The sequence below is a fragment of the Halomarina ordinaria genome, from assembly GCF_030553305.1.
In the GTDB taxonomy this organism is placed as follows: Archaea; Halobacteriota; Halobacteria; order Halobacteriales; family Haloarculaceae; genus Halomarina; species Halomarina ordinaria.
In genome coordinates, this window is the sequence record NZ_JARRAH010000001.1 from 1,553,430 (window position 1) to 1,569,255 (window position 15,826).

The 15,826-nt window shown below is 69.4% G+C and carries 18 protein-coding genes; 6 read left to right on the forward strand and 12 right to left on the reverse strand.

All coding sequences use genetic code 11. From position 1 onward, the window contains the following. Nucleotides 1-29: 29 nt before the first annotated feature. Nucleotides 30-734 carry a class I SAM-dependent methyltransferase gene (locus tag P1Y20_RS08425; protein WP_304448218.1) on the reverse strand — a complete coding sequence of 235 codons (705 nt, stop codon included), beginning with the start codon at nt 732-734 and terminating at the stop codon, nt 30-32. Between the two features lie 53 nt (nt 735-787). Beyond that, entirely contained in the window at nt 788-1,186 is a 399-nt protein-coding gene (locus tag P1Y20_RS08430) for a PPOX class F420-dependent oxidoreductase (protein ID WP_304448219.1), read from the reverse strand. A gap of 181 nt (nt 1,187-1,367) precedes the next feature. Between P1Y20_RS08430 and P1Y20_RS08435 the strand changes: the two genes are divergently transcribed. From P1Y20_RS08435 to P1Y20_RS08455, 5 genes are all read left to right on the forward strand, one after another. Beyond that, nucleotides 1,368-1,640 (forward strand): MarR family transcriptional regulator, encoded by a 273-nt coding sequence (locus P1Y20_RS08435; RefSeq protein WP_304448220.1) that lies wholly within the window; start codon nt 1,368-1,370, stop codon nt 1,638-1,640. A 29-nt stretch (nt 1,641-1,669) separates the two neighbouring features. Beyond that, complete coding sequence (locus P1Y20_RS08440) at nt 1,670-2,479, forward strand: MBL fold metallo-hydrolase (protein ID WP_304448221.1); 810 nt, start codon at nt 1,670-1,672, stop codon at nt 2,477-2,479. 24 nt (nt 2,480-2,503) lie between these two features. Continuing rightward, nucleotides 2,504-3,184, forward strand: coding sequence for a YkgJ family cysteine cluster protein (locus tag P1Y20_RS08445; RefSeq protein ID WP_304448222.1), 681 nt, complete (start codon nt 2,504-2,506; stop codon nt 3,182-3,184). A gap of 38 nt (nt 3,185-3,222) precedes the next feature. Continuing rightward, complete coding sequence (locus P1Y20_RS08450) at nt 3,223-3,606, forward strand: TRAM domain-containing protein (protein WP_304448223.1); 384 nt, start codon at nt 3,223-3,225, stop codon at nt 3,604-3,606. A 270-nt stretch (nt 3,607-3,876) separates the two neighbouring features. Then, nucleotides 3,877-4,116 (forward strand): DUF7123 family protein, encoded by a 240-nt coding sequence (locus P1Y20_RS08455; protein ID WP_304448224.1) that lies wholly within the window; start codon nt 3,877-3,879, stop codon nt 4,114-4,116. Nucleotides 4,117-4,120: 4 nt separating this feature from the next. On the opposite strand, the gene P1Y20_RS08460 is transcribed toward P1Y20_RS08455, so the two are convergent. The 10 genes from P1Y20_RS08460 to P1Y20_RS08505 all read right to left on the reverse strand — a co-directional run bounded on the left by P1Y20_RS08460 (nt 4,121) and on the right by P1Y20_RS08505 (nt 14,978). Beyond that, on the reverse strand, nt 4,121-4,735 hold the full coding sequence (locus tag P1Y20_RS08460) for a winged helix-turn-helix transcriptional regulator (RefSeq protein WP_304448225.1): 615 nt from the start codon (nt 4,733-4,735) through the stop codon (nt 4,121-4,123). Between the two features lie 44 nt (nt 4,736-4,779). After that, nucleotides 4,780-5,967 (reverse strand): SPFH domain-containing protein, encoded by a 1,188-nt coding sequence (locus P1Y20_RS08465; protein WP_304448226.1) that lies wholly within the window; start codon nt 5,965-5,967, stop codon nt 4,780-4,782. A 60-nt stretch (nt 5,968-6,027) separates the two neighbouring features. Further along, nucleotides 6,028-6,597 (reverse strand): NfeD family protein, encoded by a 570-nt coding sequence (locus tag P1Y20_RS08470; RefSeq protein WP_304448227.1) that lies wholly within the window; start codon nt 6,595-6,597, stop codon nt 6,028-6,030. A 94-nt stretch (nt 6,598-6,691) separates the two neighbouring features. Next, the gene (locus P1Y20_RS08475; protein WP_304448228.1) at nt 6,692-6,862 is read right to left on the reverse strand and encodes a DUF7312 domain-containing protein; all 171 of its coding nucleotides are present in this window, start codon (nt 6,860-6,862) and stop codon (nt 6,692-6,694) included. A 37-nt stretch (nt 6,863-6,899) separates the two neighbouring features. Beyond that, the gene (gene metG / locus P1Y20_RS08480) at nt 6,900-8,993 is read right to left on the reverse strand and encodes a methionine--tRNA ligase (RefSeq protein WP_304448229.1); all 2,094 of its coding nucleotides are present in this window, start codon (nt 8,991-8,993) and stop codon (nt 6,900-6,902) included. Between the two features lie 270 nt (nt 8,994-9,263). Next, nucleotides 9,264-9,818: a YqaA family protein gene (locus tag P1Y20_RS08485; protein ID WP_304449477.1), complete on the reverse strand. Its 555-nt coding sequence runs from the start codon at nt 9,816-9,818 to the stop codon at nt 9,264-9,266. A gap of 37 nt (nt 9,819-9,855) precedes the next feature. Further along, nucleotides 9,856-10,938, reverse strand: a complete 1,083-nt coding sequence (mfnA, locus tag P1Y20_RS08490) for a tyrosine decarboxylase MfnA (RefSeq protein WP_304448230.1) — start codon at nt 10,936-10,938, stop codon at nt 9,856-9,858. Nucleotides 10,939-11,075: 137 nt separating this feature from the next. Then, nucleotides 11,076-13,370, reverse strand: a complete 2,295-nt coding sequence (ppsA, locus tag P1Y20_RS08495; RefSeq protein WP_304448231.1) for a phosphoenolpyruvate synthase — start codon at nt 13,368-13,370, stop codon at nt 11,076-11,078. Between the two features lie 117 nt (nt 13,371-13,487). Then, nucleotides 13,488-14,474: a PhzF family phenazine biosynthesis protein gene (locus P1Y20_RS08500; protein ID WP_304448232.1), complete on the reverse strand. Its 987-nt coding sequence runs from the start codon at nt 14,472-14,474 to the stop codon at nt 13,488-13,490. A gap of 48 nt (nt 14,475-14,522) precedes the next feature. Continuing rightward, nucleotides 14,523-14,978 carry a nucleoside deaminase gene (locus P1Y20_RS08505; RefSeq protein WP_304448233.1) on the reverse strand — a complete coding sequence of 152 codons (456 nt, stop codon included), beginning with the start codon at nt 14,976-14,978 and terminating at the stop codon, nt 14,523-14,525. A 109-nt stretch (nt 14,979-15,087) separates the two neighbouring features. Between P1Y20_RS08505 and P1Y20_RS08510 the strand changes: the two genes are divergently transcribed. Next, nucleotides 15,088-15,780, forward strand: a complete 693-nt coding sequence (locus P1Y20_RS08510; protein ID WP_304448234.1) for a phosphoribosyltransferase — start codon at nt 15,088-15,090, stop codon at nt 15,778-15,780. Nucleotides 15,781-15,826 lie beyond the last annotated feature (46 nt).

Below are 15,826 nucleotides of genomic sequence, written 5' to 3' on the forward strand. Positions count from 1 at the left end.
CCTGCCGCTCCCGAGCGATAAAAAGCCCCCTACTCGACCTTGGCGTCCCAGTAGGAGACGGAGGCGAGCGACCCGGCGACCGAGTCGCCGAGCGAGACGTCCACGTCGCGAAAGCGCCGGGCGATGTCGTCGGGGATGGACCGGTAGAACCCGTAGGGGAGGATGAAGTCGTGGTCCTCCTCGTCGAGGCGGAGGCCGGCGCCGTGGAGCAGGCGCAACACCTCGCTGTCGGAGTAGAGACGCGACCCCATCGGGAGCAGCCAGTTGTAGACGGTGCGCAGGCTGGCGCGGTTGAACGTGTCGAAGAACACCTGGTCGCGAGAGACGCGACACATCTCGCTGAGGAACGACGCGGGCGTGTCCGCGAGGTGGAAGAAACGCATCGCGAACACGACGTCGAAGTAGTCGTCCGGGAAGGGGAGGCGGGCGGCGTCGCCGAGGATGAACTGGAGGTGGTCCTCGACGCCGGCGCGGCGGGCGCGCTCGCGCCCCTGCTGGACCATGGCCGCGGAGATGTCGAGGCCGACGATGTCGGCTCCCCGCTCCGCGAGCATGACCGTGAACCGGCCGGTGCCGCAGGCGATCTCCAGCACACGCTTCCCTTCCATCGGTGCGATGGCGTCGATGACCGCCTGCTTCTCACGTTCGTCGATGAGTCGACCGCCCTGCGAGAACCGCTTCGAGTCGTACTCCTCGGCGACGTCGGCGGCCTGGTACCACTCCTGGCCTTTCACGCTACCCGACACAACCGGGGGGGACAATAAAACGGTACTGGATTACGGGACGGTCAGGAGGTGGCGACCTCGTCCGTGCTGATTCGCAGGATGACGCGCGCGCCCTCCTCCTCGTCGTGCCCCGGATACTCCTCGACGTCCATGTACCGTCGGGCGAGGTCGTCGATGTGCTCGACCGCTCCCTCCTCCTGGAACTCGACGACCCGCCCGCGCACGGAGACGAACCGGTAGGGGTCGTCGGGGTCGACCATGCTCACGCCCACCTTCGGGTCCTCGCTCGCGTTTCGCTCCTTTCGCCGTCCTCGGGCGGTGTTGACGAGGACCTCCTCGCGGTCGGCGTCGTAGTCGACCCACACGGGCGTCACCTGCGGCGTGCCGTCCGGCATCAGCGTCGCGAAGTGCGCGAACGTCCGCTTCTCGAAGAAGTCGTGGAACTCGTCGGGTATCGCCATGGGCGAGGTAGGGACGGAAGCGAAAAAGCCCTGTGGGTCGGCGAAATCCTATCGATTTCGGTCGTGACAATACCTGTCACCACGCTATGTATAAGGGGGATATGAACACATAGGAGTGTGGATATTGTTTTGTCTCCCCTATAGCGAAGGTTTACGGTAGGTTTTGCCCCACGAGTTAGGTATGAGCACGCACGCAGAGAAGCAGGCCGCGGAGACGCCGCTGTCGAACCCCGATTTCAGAGAGCGGCTCCGCGAACTCCCCCCCAGCGCGAAGCTGGTCGCGAAGGTCCTCGAGGACGAGACGCCCCTCTCTCAGGGTGAACTCGCCGAGGAGTCGCTGCTGCCCGACCGCACCGTCCGGTACGCCCTGAACCGCCTCGACGAAGCGGGCCTCGTCGAGTCGCGCTACAGCTTCCGCGACGCCCGCAAGCAGGTGTACTTCCTCGTCGAATAACTCTTCCTCGCGCCGGACGTTCACTCCCCATGACCGACCAGCCGTGGGCGCGCGCGTCGATTCCCGTCGACTCCGCGGCCGCACCCGGTGGCACGACGAACGCCTACCTCGTCGGAACCGAGCGGGCGCTCCTCGTCGACCCCGCCGCCGACCACCCGGCCCTCGACGCCCTCCGCGACGGCGCGAGCGTCGCGCACGTCGCCCTCACCCACCACCACCCCGACCACGTCGGGGGCGTCGCCCGCCTCGCCCGCGAGGAGCGCGCGACCGTCTGGGCGCGCGCGGGCCGCGAGGCCGCCTTCGAGCGGGCGACCGGCGTCGCTCCCGACCGCACGTTCCACGACGGGACGGAAATCGAGACCGACGTGGGACCGGCGACGGTCCTCGACCTCCCCGGTCACGCGCCCGAACACGTCGGGTTCGCGGTCGGCGGGGCGCTCTGCTCCGGTGACCTCGCCGTCGCCGAGGGGAGCGTCGTCGTCGGCGCGCCGGAGGGCGACATGCGCGCCTACGTCGGGAGCCTCAGGCGCGTCCACGCCCGCGCACCCGACCGACTCCTCCCGGGGCACGGCCCCGTCGTCGAAGGCGCGGGGAGGGTCCGCGCGACCGCCCGACGGCTCCTCGACCATCGCCGCGAGCGCGAGGCACGCGTGCTCGCCGCCGTCGAGGCGGGCGCGGAGACGGTCCCGAATATCACGGACGCGGCCTACGAGAAGGACGTCTCGGCGGTGCGCCCGCTCGCGGAGGCGACGGTCCGGGCGCACCTCGAGAAACTGGCCGTCGAAGGGCGTCTCGCCTGGGACGGTGCGCACGCCTCGCCACCCGACCCGGCCGTTTAACCGCCTCGGCACGAAACCCGACGCATGGAGTCGCTCGACGCCGAACTGGAGCGCGCACGCGCACTCGACCCCTCCGACCTCGCGGACGCCATCGAGACCATCGGCTTCGAGTGCACCCGCTGTGGGGCGTGTTGCACCGCCGAGAGGCGCGACGACGGCACGAGCGACCCCCACACGGCGACGGTGTTCCCCGACGAAGTGAGACGATTGCAGGAGACGACCGACGAGGAACGACGAGACTGGCGCGACGTCGCCCGCCCGATGCCGTTCGGACTCGGCGAGGGCGACGAGGGGACCGAGGGCGAGACGTTCGAGTGGGCGCTCCAGACGGACGCCTGCGGCGACTGCGTCTTCTACGACGAGACGGACGGAACCGGTGCCTGCACCGTCCACCCCGACCGCCCGCTCATCTGTCGGACCTACCCCTTCAGCGTCGCGCTCGACGGGACGAGCCAGCCGATGGGCGAGGCCGTCGACGAGGCGGGCGTCGTCCGCGCCCACGAGTGCGAGGGGCTCGGTCGGGACATCTCGCGGGCGGACGCCGAGGCCCTGGCCGCGACGCTGAAGGAGCGCGCCGTCCGCGAACTGGAGGAGGCCCTCGCGGTCACCGAGGCGTACGAACCGGTCGACGCCGGTCCGGGTGACGTGGTCGTTCACGACTCCGAGGGGGCGAAGCACCCCGACGGAACCCCCCTCGGCGAGTAAGGCCTTTGGTGATAGCCGCAGATTTCCCGTCCGAGGCTATGGAAATCTCAGAAAAGCTCCTCTGTCTGTTTAGCGCCGACGTCACATCTGAGGACGACCGGTACATCGTGGAGGTTCCGCGCCGCGAGGTCGAGACCGGGTCCATCGACCCCGGTCAGACCTACCGGGTCGCGCTCATCGCCACCGGCGAACCCGTCCCCGAGGAGACGGAGAGCCGCCCGTCGAGCGAACCCCAGCCCCCGGTCGAAGTGGGAGAGATACGCTACGTCGAAGTCGAGGACATCGGCAAGCAGGGCGACGGCATCGCCCGCGTCGAACGCGGCTACGTCATCATCGTCCCCGGTGCCGAAATCGGCGAACGGGTCAAGATAGAGGTGACCGAGGTGAAGTCGAACTTCGCCGTCGGCGACGTCCTCGAGTGAGGCGGGCGAAGGTTCACTACCGAGGGCGCGGCCAGCGCCGCCAGTGTCCTGACCGCAGGCGCGACCCGGGCCCGCCCGAGCGTGACACCCCCGGCCGCGCGTCGCTCGCCGGTGTCACCCGTTCGCCACCGGAGCGCGTTTCCCGCGCGTACCACATCGCCGCGACCCGGGGGGGCCGACCCCCCGACACGACCCGTCGAATCGGCCGACGGGAGGCCGTTAACCCATCGTACCAAATCCCCTATGTCTCGACAGTACCACGGGACGGGTATGAGCGCGACACGGGTCGCCCCGGAACCGGACCTCACCGAGAAACAGCGGCGCATCGCAGGGTTCCTGCGGGAGCACGCGGAGACGAAGACCTACTTCAAGTCCCGACTCATCGGCGACGAACTCGGGATGACCGCGAAGGAAGTCGGCGCGAACATGCGCGCCATCACGGAACACTCCGGGCTCTCCGTCGAGAAGTGGGGGTACTCCTCGGGGACCACCTGGAAGGTCACCGTCTAGACCGTCAGCGCGGGTCGTACCGCAGCAGCGCGTCGGCCTCGCCCGCGAGCGCGACGGCCTCCGCGCCGAAGGAGTCCGCGTGTCTGATGAGGAGCGTCAGCACCGTCTCGGGTCGCTCGACCGCGTAGCCGTCTTCGCGACTCAGCAGGCCCGCCTCGTCGAGTTCCTTGGCGTACTTGCTCACCGTCGGCCGCGAGACGCCGAGGTCCTCGGCCAGCGCGCTGGCCGTCACGTCCGGGTCGCGCAACAGCGCGATGAGCATGCCGCGCGGCGTCGACCGCCGGAGGTAGCCGAGCGTCCGCTTCTCGAACGTCGAGAAGCGCCGGGCGGGGACGTAGCGGCGGTACTCGCCGTCGCGGAAGCTCTCGATCGCCCCCGCCTCCACCAGTCGGCGGAGGTGGTGCTGGGTCTCGCCGGTGCCGAGCGACAGGTCGTCGCGTATCTTCGAGAAGTGCGCGCCGGGCGTCGTCGAGAGGTAGCCCGCGATGGCGTCGCGGGCGTCGCTCTGCGCATCGGTATCGACGAGTTTCGCGAGCGGCGCGACGGCCCCGAGCGCGGCGAACCGCCGCAGGGTCGCGCGCTTCTCCTCGTCGACCCCGCCGCTCGGCTGTTCACTCACGACCGCAGGTAGGAAAGACGTGGGTATAGGCGCTTCGGGTAGACTTATTCAGTCTCCGCTTCCCGAACCGTCCTCTCCTCGGACGAGTCGTCGTCCGGTTCCACCGACTCGCCCTCCACCTCGGCGTCCATCTCCTCGATGACCTCGTCGGGGTCCTTGATGTCGGCCGTGTCGGCGCCGGCCTTGATCGCCTGGGCCTCCTGCTCCATCTGCTCGACGTCCATCTCGGCGGCCTCGTCGATCTCGCCGATGATGCGCTCGATGTCGTCGAGGCCGAGCATCTCGCGGGTCTCCTCGTCGAAGTCGAGGCTGCTGAGCGACTGCCCGTCGGCCTGCACGTCGCTGCCGGTCAGGTGCCGGCCGTAGCGCCCGACCAGCGAGGTGAGTTCCTGCGGGAGGACGAACGTCGTGGACTCGCCCTCGCCGATGGCCTGGAGCGTCTCCATGCCCTTCTCGATGACCGCGCGTTCACCCATCGACTCGGCGGACTTCGCGCGCAGCACCGTCGAGATGGCGTCACCCTGCGCTTCGAGGATCTGACTCTGCTTCTCACCCTGTGCGCGGATGATGTTCGACTGCTTCTCACCCTCCGCGGTCTCGACGGCGCTGCGGCGTTCACCCTGCGCCTCGAGGATCATCGCGCGGCGACGGCGCTCGGCGGAGGTCTGTTGCTCCATCGCCTGCTGGACGTCGGCGCTCGGGTTGACCTCGCGCACCTCGACGCTCTCGACGCGGACGCCCCACTCGTCGGTCGGTTCGTCGAGTTCCTTGCGGATGCGCGCGTTGATCTCCTGGCGTTTGTTGAGCGTGTCGTCGAGTTCCATGTCGCCGAGGACGGCGCGCAGCGTCGTCTGCGCGAGGTTCGACACCGCACGCTTGTAGTCGTCGACCTCGAGGAACGCCTTCTTCGCGTCCATCACCTTGATGTAGACGACGGCGTCGGCGGTGACCGGCGAGTTGTCGCGCGTGATGGCCTCCTGGCGCGGCACGTCGAGCGTCTGCGTCCGCATGTCGAAGGGGTACGTCCGCGAGACGAACGGCGGGACGAAGTTGATACCCGGTTCGAGGAGCTTTCGGTACTCGCCGAAGACGGTGAGCGCACGCTTCTCGTAGGCGTTGACGATTTCGACGGCCTGCCACACCGCCACGACGGCGATGACCAGCAGGACCAGCGCCACGAGCGACACCAGCGCGCCGCCCAAACCAGCCTGAAGGGTGACTGCGGGGAGCATACCCACACTTGGTATGTTACTGCTAAAAGGGTTCGTACTGGTCGACCGTGACGGACGGGCTCAGGCCGACTCGGTCTCGCCGTCGCGGTCGCGGTCCCGTTCGGCCCGCCGCCCCTCGGCCAGTTCGCGGTCGATGGCGTCCTCGATGGCCGACAGCGGTTCGACGACCACGACGTTCCCGCCGCCGGGGTCGATGACCATCACCTCCGTCCCCTCCGGTATCTCGCCTTCCATCGACCGGGCGGCGTAGAAGGGGTTGAACCCGCCGCCGTCGAGTTTCACCTCGCCGCCGCTCGTGGTGACCCGCTCGGTCGCGCGGCCCGTCTTCCCCCGGAGTGCCGCCGAATCGCTCGTCTGCTGGCGGCCCTTCCCGCCGTAGAAGTCGAACTCGCGGTAGCCGTAGAGCGAGAGGCCGCCGGCGAGCAACACGGCGAGCATCATCAGGAAGATGCCGAACGCGCCGGCCCCGACGACGAGGCCGACCAGGCCCGCCACGAGCAGCGCGATACCGACGACGATGAAGTGCGCACCGGGTGCGAGCGCCTCGGCGACGATGAGACCCGTCCCCGCGAGCAACAGCAGGACCGGGAGCGAGAGTTCCAGTCCCAGCGGGAGTTGGAGGGGAACCATGTCACGGACTAGGGGCGTTCGAGGGTTAACCCTTCTGTCTACGGGAACGTGAGGGCCGTGACGCCCTCGTCCGCGCGAACGGGTCGTGCGCTCCTCACAGGAACATGACGAGGAAGACCCCGACGGTCGCGACGGCACCGAGGACGACGAAGAACGTGTTCTCGAACGTCGGGGACTCCGGTTCGGGGTCCGCCGCCATCGGCTGTCGCTCCTCTTCGACCGGATTGCCCTCGGGGGTGAACCGCCACTCGTCGTCGTCAGCCATACCCACCCTACGGACGACGCCGAGAAAGGCGTATCGCCTACCGGACCGTCGTCCCAAGCGGCGCGTCGCCGTGGGTCGTCAGCAGGTCTGCCTCCTCGCCCGCGGCGAGCACCATCCCGTCGCTCTCGACGCCGAACAGTTCCGCCTTCTCCAGGTTCGCCACGACCACGACGCGCGTCCCCGGCAGGTCCTCGACGTCGTGGAGCTGGCGCAACCCGGCGACGACCTGCCGGGTCTCGACGCCGATGTCCACCTCCAGTCGGAGGAGTTTGTCCGCCCCCTCGATGGGGTCGGCGGCGACGATTTCGCCGACGCGCAGGTCGAGCGCCTGGAACTCGTCGAAGCCGACGCGGTCGGCCGCGACCGGTTCGAGGTCGGCGGCCGCGTCGTCCGCCTCGTCGACGTCGCCCTCCTCGTCCGCGCCCTCGGCCTCGTCGCCGTCCTCTCCCTCGGTGGCCGCCGCGACCCGTTCGTCGAGTTTCGCGTTCAGCTCCTCGACGTGGTCGTCCTCGACCTTCTCGAAGAGTTCCGACGGCGCGTCGAAGCGCTCGGACGGCGCCGCGAGCGCGTCGTCGAGCGTCGCGTCGTGGACGCTCCCGTCCTCGTCGAGCTGGTCCCAGAGGCGTTCGGCCGTCGTGGGCGCGATGGGCTGGAAGAGGACGGCGACGGCCTTCGCGAGCTGGACGCAGTCGCGGATGACCCCTGCCGCCCGTTCGGGCTCCTCGTCGGTGAGCTTCCACGGCTCGTTGCGCTGGATGTACTCGTTGCCGAACCGCGCGAGGCTGACGGTCGCCTGACCGACCGCCCGCACGTCGTAGTCGTTGACGGCCTCGCCGAAGTCGCTTATCGCCCCCTCGATGCGCTCGCGAACCTCCGGGGAGACGTCCGCGTCCGGCGTCCCCTCGTACTCGCGGTGGGCGAACAGCAGCGACCGGTAGAGGAAGTTGCCGACCGTGCCGACGAGTTCCCCGTTGACCCGGTCGCGGAACTTCTCCCACGAGAAGTCGACGTCCTGCTGGAAGCCGCCGTTCGTGGCGATGTAGTAGCGAAGCAGGTCCGGTTCGAAGCCCTCCTCCAGGTACTCCTCGGCCCAGACCGCCCGGTCACGCGAGGTAGAGAAGCCCTTCCCGCCGAGGGTGACGAACCCGCTCGCCATCACGGCGCGCGGTTCGTTGTAGCCGGCACCCCGGAGCATCGCCGGCCAGAAGACGGTGTGGTGCTGGATGATGTCGCGGCCGATGACGTGGACGATTTCGCCCGCCTCGGTCCAGACCTCCTCCCAGTCGTAGGTGTCGGGGCCGACGCGCTCGGTGTACTGCTTCGTCGAGGCGACGTACTCGACGGGGGCGTCCACCCAGACGTAGAGCACGAGGTCCTCGGCTCCGTCGCCCGGATAGTCGATGCCCCAGTCCATGTCGCGGGTGATACACCAGTCGTGGAGGTCGCCCTCGATCCACTCCCGGGGCTGGTTGCGGGCGTTCGCCGTCCCCTCGAGGCGGTCGATGAACCCCTGGAGGTACTCCTGGAACGCGGAGACGCGGAAGAACTTGTGCACGCGCTCGCGGTACTCGGCGGGGTTGCCCGTCACCGTCGAGACCGGGTCCTCTATCTCGCCGGGTTCGAGGTGGCGCTGGCACCCCTCGTCGCACTCGTCGCCGCGGGCGTGTGCCCCGCAGTAGGGGCAGGTCCCCTCGACGTAGCGGTCGGGGAGGTACTGGTCCTGGCCGGGGTCGTAGGCGACGAGTATCTCCTTCTCGTAGACGTGGCCGGCCTCGTCGAGCGCGCGGACGATGTCGCGGGTGAGTTCGGTGTTCGTCTCGTCGTGGGTCTGGCCGTAGTTGTCGAACTCGACGTCGAAGCGCGGGAACGTCTCCTCGTAGGTCTCGTGCCAGCGCAGCGCGAACGTCTCGGGGTCGACGTCCTCCTGCTCCGCGTTGACCGCGACGGGCGTGCCGTGCATGTCCGACCCGGAGACGAAGGCCGTTCGCTGGCCGAGGCGGCGCAGCGCGCGGGCGAACACGTCGCCGCCGACGTACGTCCGGAGGTGGCCGATGTGCAGGTCGCCGTTGGCGTACGGCAGCCCGCAGGTGACCACCGCGGGGGCGTCAGTGGGGAAGTCCTCGTGGCTCATGTGTAGTCCTGGCTCGCGTGCGGGGCAAAAACCCGCTGATTTCGGTGATGCATCGTTTCTGGGGGAACGCTGTCGCTCTGCGGGCGATACTCGAACGCGGCGGGTTCGCGTCGCACCGGGGCAGGGTGCCCCACGCCGTATGACCGGTCGGCGCGACGGTTCACCGGCGCAGCGGCTCCCGACGCATCGGAAGGAACCGGACGGGACGCGCTGCGCGAGTCACGACACCCCGTTCGCGGGCAGCCGGGAAAACCCCGTCGGTGCGGCGGCTCAGACGAACTGGAGGGCGCCGCCGACCAGCCCGAGGGTGACGAGGAGGCGCCCCGCGCTCCCGACGAACGTCGCGAGCGCGAACTTCGCGTAGTCGTCCTCCAGTACCGAGAACGCGTAGATGGAGATGGTGTCGGGGAAGAAGGGGACCGAGAGCGCGAGCGCCATGCCGATGTAGCCGTACTGGCGGGCGATCTCGACCGTCTTGCGCTCGGAGTAGGCGATGACGTCGAACCGCGAGCGCCGGAGGAAGTCGATTATCGGCCCCGACTGCTCTTTGGCCTCGTGGCCGAGGCGGAGCGCGAGGACGCTCCCCGCGGCCTTCCCGAGCGCGCTGACGACGATGATGGTCGTGAGGTTCGCCCACCGCGGGAGGCCGAGGTTCAGCGGCGCGGCGAGCACCACCTCGCTCGGGAGCGGGAGCACGATGGCGATGAGAAACGAGTAGACGGCGATGAGCACCAGCCCGAAGGGACCGGTGGCTCGCTCGACTGCTCCCTCGAGCGCACGGAGACCGACGTCGGCGAAGGCGACTCCGAACTCGACGACGGCCAGGACCGAAGACACTGGTTCGGACTTCGACCGTACCGCCCTAAAGCTTCCTTTCCTCCGTCGCCACCCGGTCGAGGTCGGTGAGGAACGCCGAGAGCGCCTCCCGCGAGACGTGGGGCATCACGACGACGCGCGCCTCGCCCGCGCCGGTCTGGGAGAGCCGCCACCCGCACTCGCGCAGCGCCTCGAACGTCGCCTGCGGGAGGTCGACGGCCACCAGCGGGAGCGTCGGGTCGACCACGTCGTACCCCCGGTAGGAGAGTTCCCCCGCCAGCCACTCGGCGACGGCGGACGCGCGCTCGTGCTCGCGGGCGTAGCCGTCTGGCCAGAGCGCCTCCATCGCCGCGACGGCGCTCGCCACGCCCGCCCCAGAGCGCGTCCCGGTGAGCGTCACCTGGGCGGTGGACTCCAGGTAGGGGGTGTCGACGGCCAGCGCGTCGAGCAGCGACCGGTCGCGTGCCAGCAGGCCGCCCGCCGGCACCGCCGCCCGACCGAGTTTGTGCGGGTCGACGGTCATCGTGTCGACCGGCGCGTCCGCGAAGTCCCACGCGTGGTCGGTGAAGGGGAGCGCGAACCCGCCCCAGGCGGCGTCGACGTGACAGAGCGCGTCGGCGTCGTGCGCGAGGGCCGCGACGGCCGGGATGGGGTCGACCCGCCCGTACTCGGTGGTGCCGGCGACGCCGACGACGCAGACGGTGTCGCAGTCGACGAGTTCCGCCATGGCATCCACGTCGACGCGGTAGTCGACGAGCGGTGCGCGCCGGAGTTCGACCTCGAGGACGTCCGCCGCCTTCGAGAAGGAGAAGTGCGCGCTCTCGGGGACGACGACGTTCGGGTCGTCGGTGCGCCCGCGGGCGCGGTTGCGGGCGATGCGGACCGCCTGCAGGTTCGCCTCCGTCCCGCCCGAGGTGACGTACCCCTCGGGGTCGGGGAGGGAGGCGACCCGCCCGAGTCGCTCGACGGCCTCCCGTTCGAGGGCGGCGACCGACTCGTAGGTCCCGGGGTCGCCGGGGTTCGTGGCGAGGAAGCGTTCGGCCGCGGCGCGGGCGGCGGGGTGCGGCCGGGTACACATCGAGGAGAGGACGCGAGCGAAGTCCTGTGGGTCGGGGTCGGCCCGCTGCATGGCCCCCGTACCGGAGTCCGCCGTTTAGCCGTTGCGTTCCACGCTCGCGGCGCTTCGATGGCGAGCGTAGGCGAGGAGACGAGAGCACGTCGAGCGCGAGAACGTGCGGGAAGGACAGCGAAACTACCGCGAGCCGTCTACCGGACCGAGTCGAGCAGGAGTTTCTGTTCGACGCGCTTGACCTCGTGCTGGACGTCGCGGACGGCGTCGATGTTCGCCGAGATGGAGCTGACGCCGGCGTTGACGAGGTAGCGAATCATCTTCGGCTTCGAGCCGGCCTGCCCGCAGATGCTCGTGTCGACGCCGTGTTCGCGACAGGTCTCGATGGTGTCGCCGATGAGTTTCAACACGGCGGGGTGGAGTTCGTCGAAGCGCCCCGCGACGTGCTCGTTGTTGCGGTCGACCGCGAGCGTGTACTGCGTGAGGTCGTTCGTCCCGAAGGAGGCGAAGTCGATGCCCGCGTCGGCCATCTCCTCGATACAGAGCGCGCTGGCGGGCGTCTCGACCATGACCCCCCACGAGCGCTTGTCGGGGTCGATGCCGACGTCCTCCATGAGTGTCCGGGCCTGCAGGACGTCCTCGACGTCGTTGACCAGCGGGAACATCACCTCGACGTTGTCGTAGCCCATGTCGTAGAGCCGCCGGAACGCCTCCAGTTCGTGGCCGAAGACGTCCGGCCGGTCGAGGCTACGGCGGATGCCACGGTAGCCGAGCATCGGGTTGTGCTCCTTGGGTTCGTCGTCGCCGCCGGTGAGCTGACGGAACTCGTCGGTGGGCGCGTCGAGGGTGCGCACGCGGACGGGACGGGGGTAGAACTCGTCCGCGACGCCGCGCACGCCGTTGACGATTTCCTCGACGTAGGCGTCCTCGCCGTGGTCGCGGATGTAGCGCTCGGGGGTCTTGTTCGTCGAGAGGATCATGTGCTCCAGGCGGAGCAGGCCGACGCCGTCGGCGCCCGTGACGGCCGCGCGGTGGGCCGCCTCCGGGATGGAGACGTTCACCTTCACCTCCGTCGCCGTCATCGGCTTGACGGGGTTCTTCGGACGGACGTCCTCGAGCGGGTCGGACTCCTCTTCCTTCTTCGTGACCTGCCCCTCGCGGATGGTCCCCTTGTCGCCGTCGATGGTGATGACCCGGCCGTCCTCGAGTTCGCGGGTGGCGTTGCTCGTCCCGACGACGGCGGGGACGCCGAGTTCGCGCGAGACGATGGCGGCGTGGCTGGTCATGCCGCCCTCGTCGGTGACGATGCCGGCGGCGCGCTTCATCGCGGGGACCATGTCGGGCGTCGTCATCGCCGTGACGATGATGTCACCCTCCTGGACCTTGTCGAGCTGGTCGAGTTTGTCGACGATGCGGACCGCGCCGCTGACGATGCCGGGACTCGCACCGAGACCCTTCAGGATGACGTCGTTCTGGTTCTGCTGCTGTTGCTGGCCGCTCCCGTCGGTGGCACTCGCCGCCTGCGAGGACCCCGAGGACCCAGAGGACTTCGAGATGGTCGTGATGGGCCGCGACTGGAGCATGTACACCTCGCCGTCGACGATGGCCCACTCGACGTCCTGGGGGCTCCCGTAGTGGTCCTCGACCTGTCGGCCGAGACCGACGAGTTCGGCTATCTCCTCGTCGGTGAGCACGCGCGCCTTTCGCCGGTCGTCGGGGACCTCGACCTCGACGGTCGCGCCGGTGTCCGGGTCCTTCGTGTGCATCACCTTCTTGTCGGCGACGGTCACCTCGGTCGGCTCGGCCGTCTCCTTGTCGACGAGGTAGTTGTCGGGGGAGACCGACCCGCTGACGACGGCCTCGCCGAGCCCCCACGCCGCCTCGATGATGACCTCGGGGTCGCCCGTCGAGGGGTGGCTGGTGAACATCACGCCGCTCTTCTCGGCGTCGACCATCTGCTGGACGACGACGGCGATGTCGACCTTGTGGTGTTCGAAGCCCTGTTCCTCGCGGTAGTAGATGGCCCGCTGGGTGAACAGCGACGCCCAGCAGCGCTTGACGCGGTCGACGAGGTCGTCGCCGGTGATGTTGAGGAACGTCTCCTGCTGGCCGGCGAAGGAGGCGTCGGGGAGGTCCTCCGCGGTCGCCGAGGAGCGGACCGCGACGAACGCCTCGCCGTCGCCGACGCGGGCGTAGGCGTCCAGTATCTCCTCCTTCAGTTCGTCGGGAATCGGTGTCTCGAGGATGAGTTCCTCGGCCCGCTCGGCCGCACCGGCGAGGGCGCTCGAATCGTCGGAGTCGACGTCGACGGCCTCGAACAGTTCCTCGTCGATACCGGTCCCCTCGATGAACCTGCGATACGTGCCCGCCGTCACGACGAACCCCGGGGGGACCGGTAGACCTGCCCCCGTGAGTTCCCCGAGCGACGCACCCTTCCCGCCGACGTCGTCGATGTCGTCGGACCCGACGTCGTCCAGCCAGAGTACAGCCATTATCGTATGGGGGGGAACACGGAACTCGATAAAGAACCTTCCGACCCTTTCTAGGGACGATACGGGGGATGCGAGATGGTTCGAACGCTGCGCCGTGTGTCGGTTTCTCGACCCCGTTCAGGCCTCGATGACGTCGTCGTCCTCGGCGTCCGGCACCGCGAGCGACCCGTCGAGCGCGGTGAGCGCCCGCCCCCCGACGCGTACCTCGCCGCGGGCGCGCACCAGCGCGCGTCCGGGCCGGTCGACGAAGTGCCCCTGCTCGAAGACCATCTCCTCGGGGAGGCCCTCGGCGACGCGCGTGCCCGCCTCGTCCGCCGGGGGGGCGTCGCCCCCCTCGCCTCCCTCGCCGTCGTCCCCCGCGCCCATCGCGCCCTCGAAGGCGTCGTACGCCCGGAGGTACGCCCCCACCGCGCCGCTGGCGGTGCCGGTGACGGGGTCCTCGGGGACGCCCGCGAGCGGGGCGAACATCCGTCCGTGGAGGGTCGCCCCGGGGTCGAGCGTCTCGAAGGTGAAGGCGTAGACGCCCGTCGCGTCCACCGTCTCGCAGAGCGACTCGACGGCCGCCATGTCCGGCGTCGCGTTCCCGAGGTCGTCGAGGCGGGCCACGGGGACGACGAGGAAGGCCAGTCCCGTCGAACTCCACGCCAGCGGGAGGTCGTCGGCCACGTCGGTGAGCGCGTCGAGGTCGACGCCCACGGCGGCGGCGACGTCCTCGTGGCTCACCTCGACCTCGTGGAGTTCCGGCGGCGCCTGCGTCATCCACACCGTCCCGTCGTCATCCACGTCAATGTCGAGGACGCCCACGTTCGTCGCGAGGGTGTGACTCCCGGCGTCGATGACACCGTCCTCGAAGAGGTGGGCGTGGCAGGCGACCGTCGCGTGCCCACAGAGGTCGACCTCCGTCGACGGCGTGAAGTAGCGCACCTGGCGGTCGGCCTCCTCGCTGTCGGTGAGGAAGGCCGTCTCGCTGGCGTTCAACTCGCGGGCGACGCGCTGCATCTGGTCGGCGGTCAGCCCCTCCGCGTCGGGGACACCGCCGGCGGCGTTGCCCGCGAGCGGTTCGTCGGTGAAGGCGTCCACCAGCAGGGTGCGGCGGCTGTCCATACGCGGACCACTCCCGCGCGTGGAATAAGGGTTGGTGGCCCTCGACGCCTACCAGAACGACTCGTGGACGGCCCGGCCCGCCCTCGCGAGGACGCCCCCGACGACGGTGACCTCCTCTTCGGCGTGGTCGAACACCCGCTCGGAGGGGAGCGTCAGGCCCGGTTCGGCGAGACTCGCCAGTTCGGTCGCGCCCGTGCTGTAGACGCGCCGCAGGCCGGCGTTGTAGAGCGCCGTCGCGCACATCGCGCAGGGTTCGGTGCTCGTGTACATCGTCGTCGCCGCGAGCGCGTCGGCGTCGAGTTCGCGGGCGGCCCACCGCGCCAGCTTCAGTTCGGGGTGGGCGGTGACGTCCGAGTCGGTTACGACGGTGTTCCGCGACTCGGCGAGCACCTCGCCGTCGCGTTCGAGGAGCGTCCCGAACGGCCGGTCGCCGGCCGCCGCGGCCTCCTCGGCGAGTTCGATGGCCCGTCGCACGTATCGCTCGTGGTCGGCGTCGTCTGCCATAGGTCGGGGACGGGTGGGGACGACCAGTAGGTTCGGGTTCGGCTCCGAGGCGGTGTCGCACGGGCCTTTATCAACCCTTATGGTCGGCGCGGGGCGAGTGGTAGCCGACATGAGTGAGCTCCCAGACGAGTTCAAGTGCACCATCACGAACTGGGACTACATCTACGACCTCTGCCGGGACGTCGCGGACCAGGTGAAGGCGGCGGAGTTCGAACCGGACGTGGTGGTGGCGCTGGCTCGCGGCGGCTGGTTCGCGGGGCGCTGTCTCTGTGACTTCCTCGGCCTCGACGACCTCACGAGCCTGAAGATGGAGCACTACGTCGGTACCGCCCAGAAGACGGGGGAACCCGAGGTGCGCTACCCGATGCCGGAGGGGAGCGTCGAGGGCAAGAACGTCCTCATCATCGACGACATCGCCGACACGGGGGGGTCCATCGAGCGCGCCCACGAGTACGTCACCGACCGGAACCCCGAGGGCGTCCGAACGGCCACCCTCCAGTTGCTCGGCACCAGCGAGTTCGACCCCGACTACGTCGGCGAGCGCCTCGAACAGTGGGCGTGGGTCGTCTACCCCTGGAACTTCATCGAGGACATGATCGACCTCACGGGCGGCGTCATGGAGAAAGCCGGCCAGGAGGCCTACACGCTCGACGAACTGCGTCACTACCTCAGCGAGTTCCACGACGTCGAGCGCATCGAGATGGAGATCGCCCAGCCGGGACGGATGGGCGAGGTGCTCGTCGAGATGGAGCGTCGCGGCGTCGTCGACCGGACGGACGGGGTCTGGCGACTCGCCGAGTAGTCCGACCCGTCCCGCGGGAGTTTTGTGTCCCTCGCGCCTCGCTCGG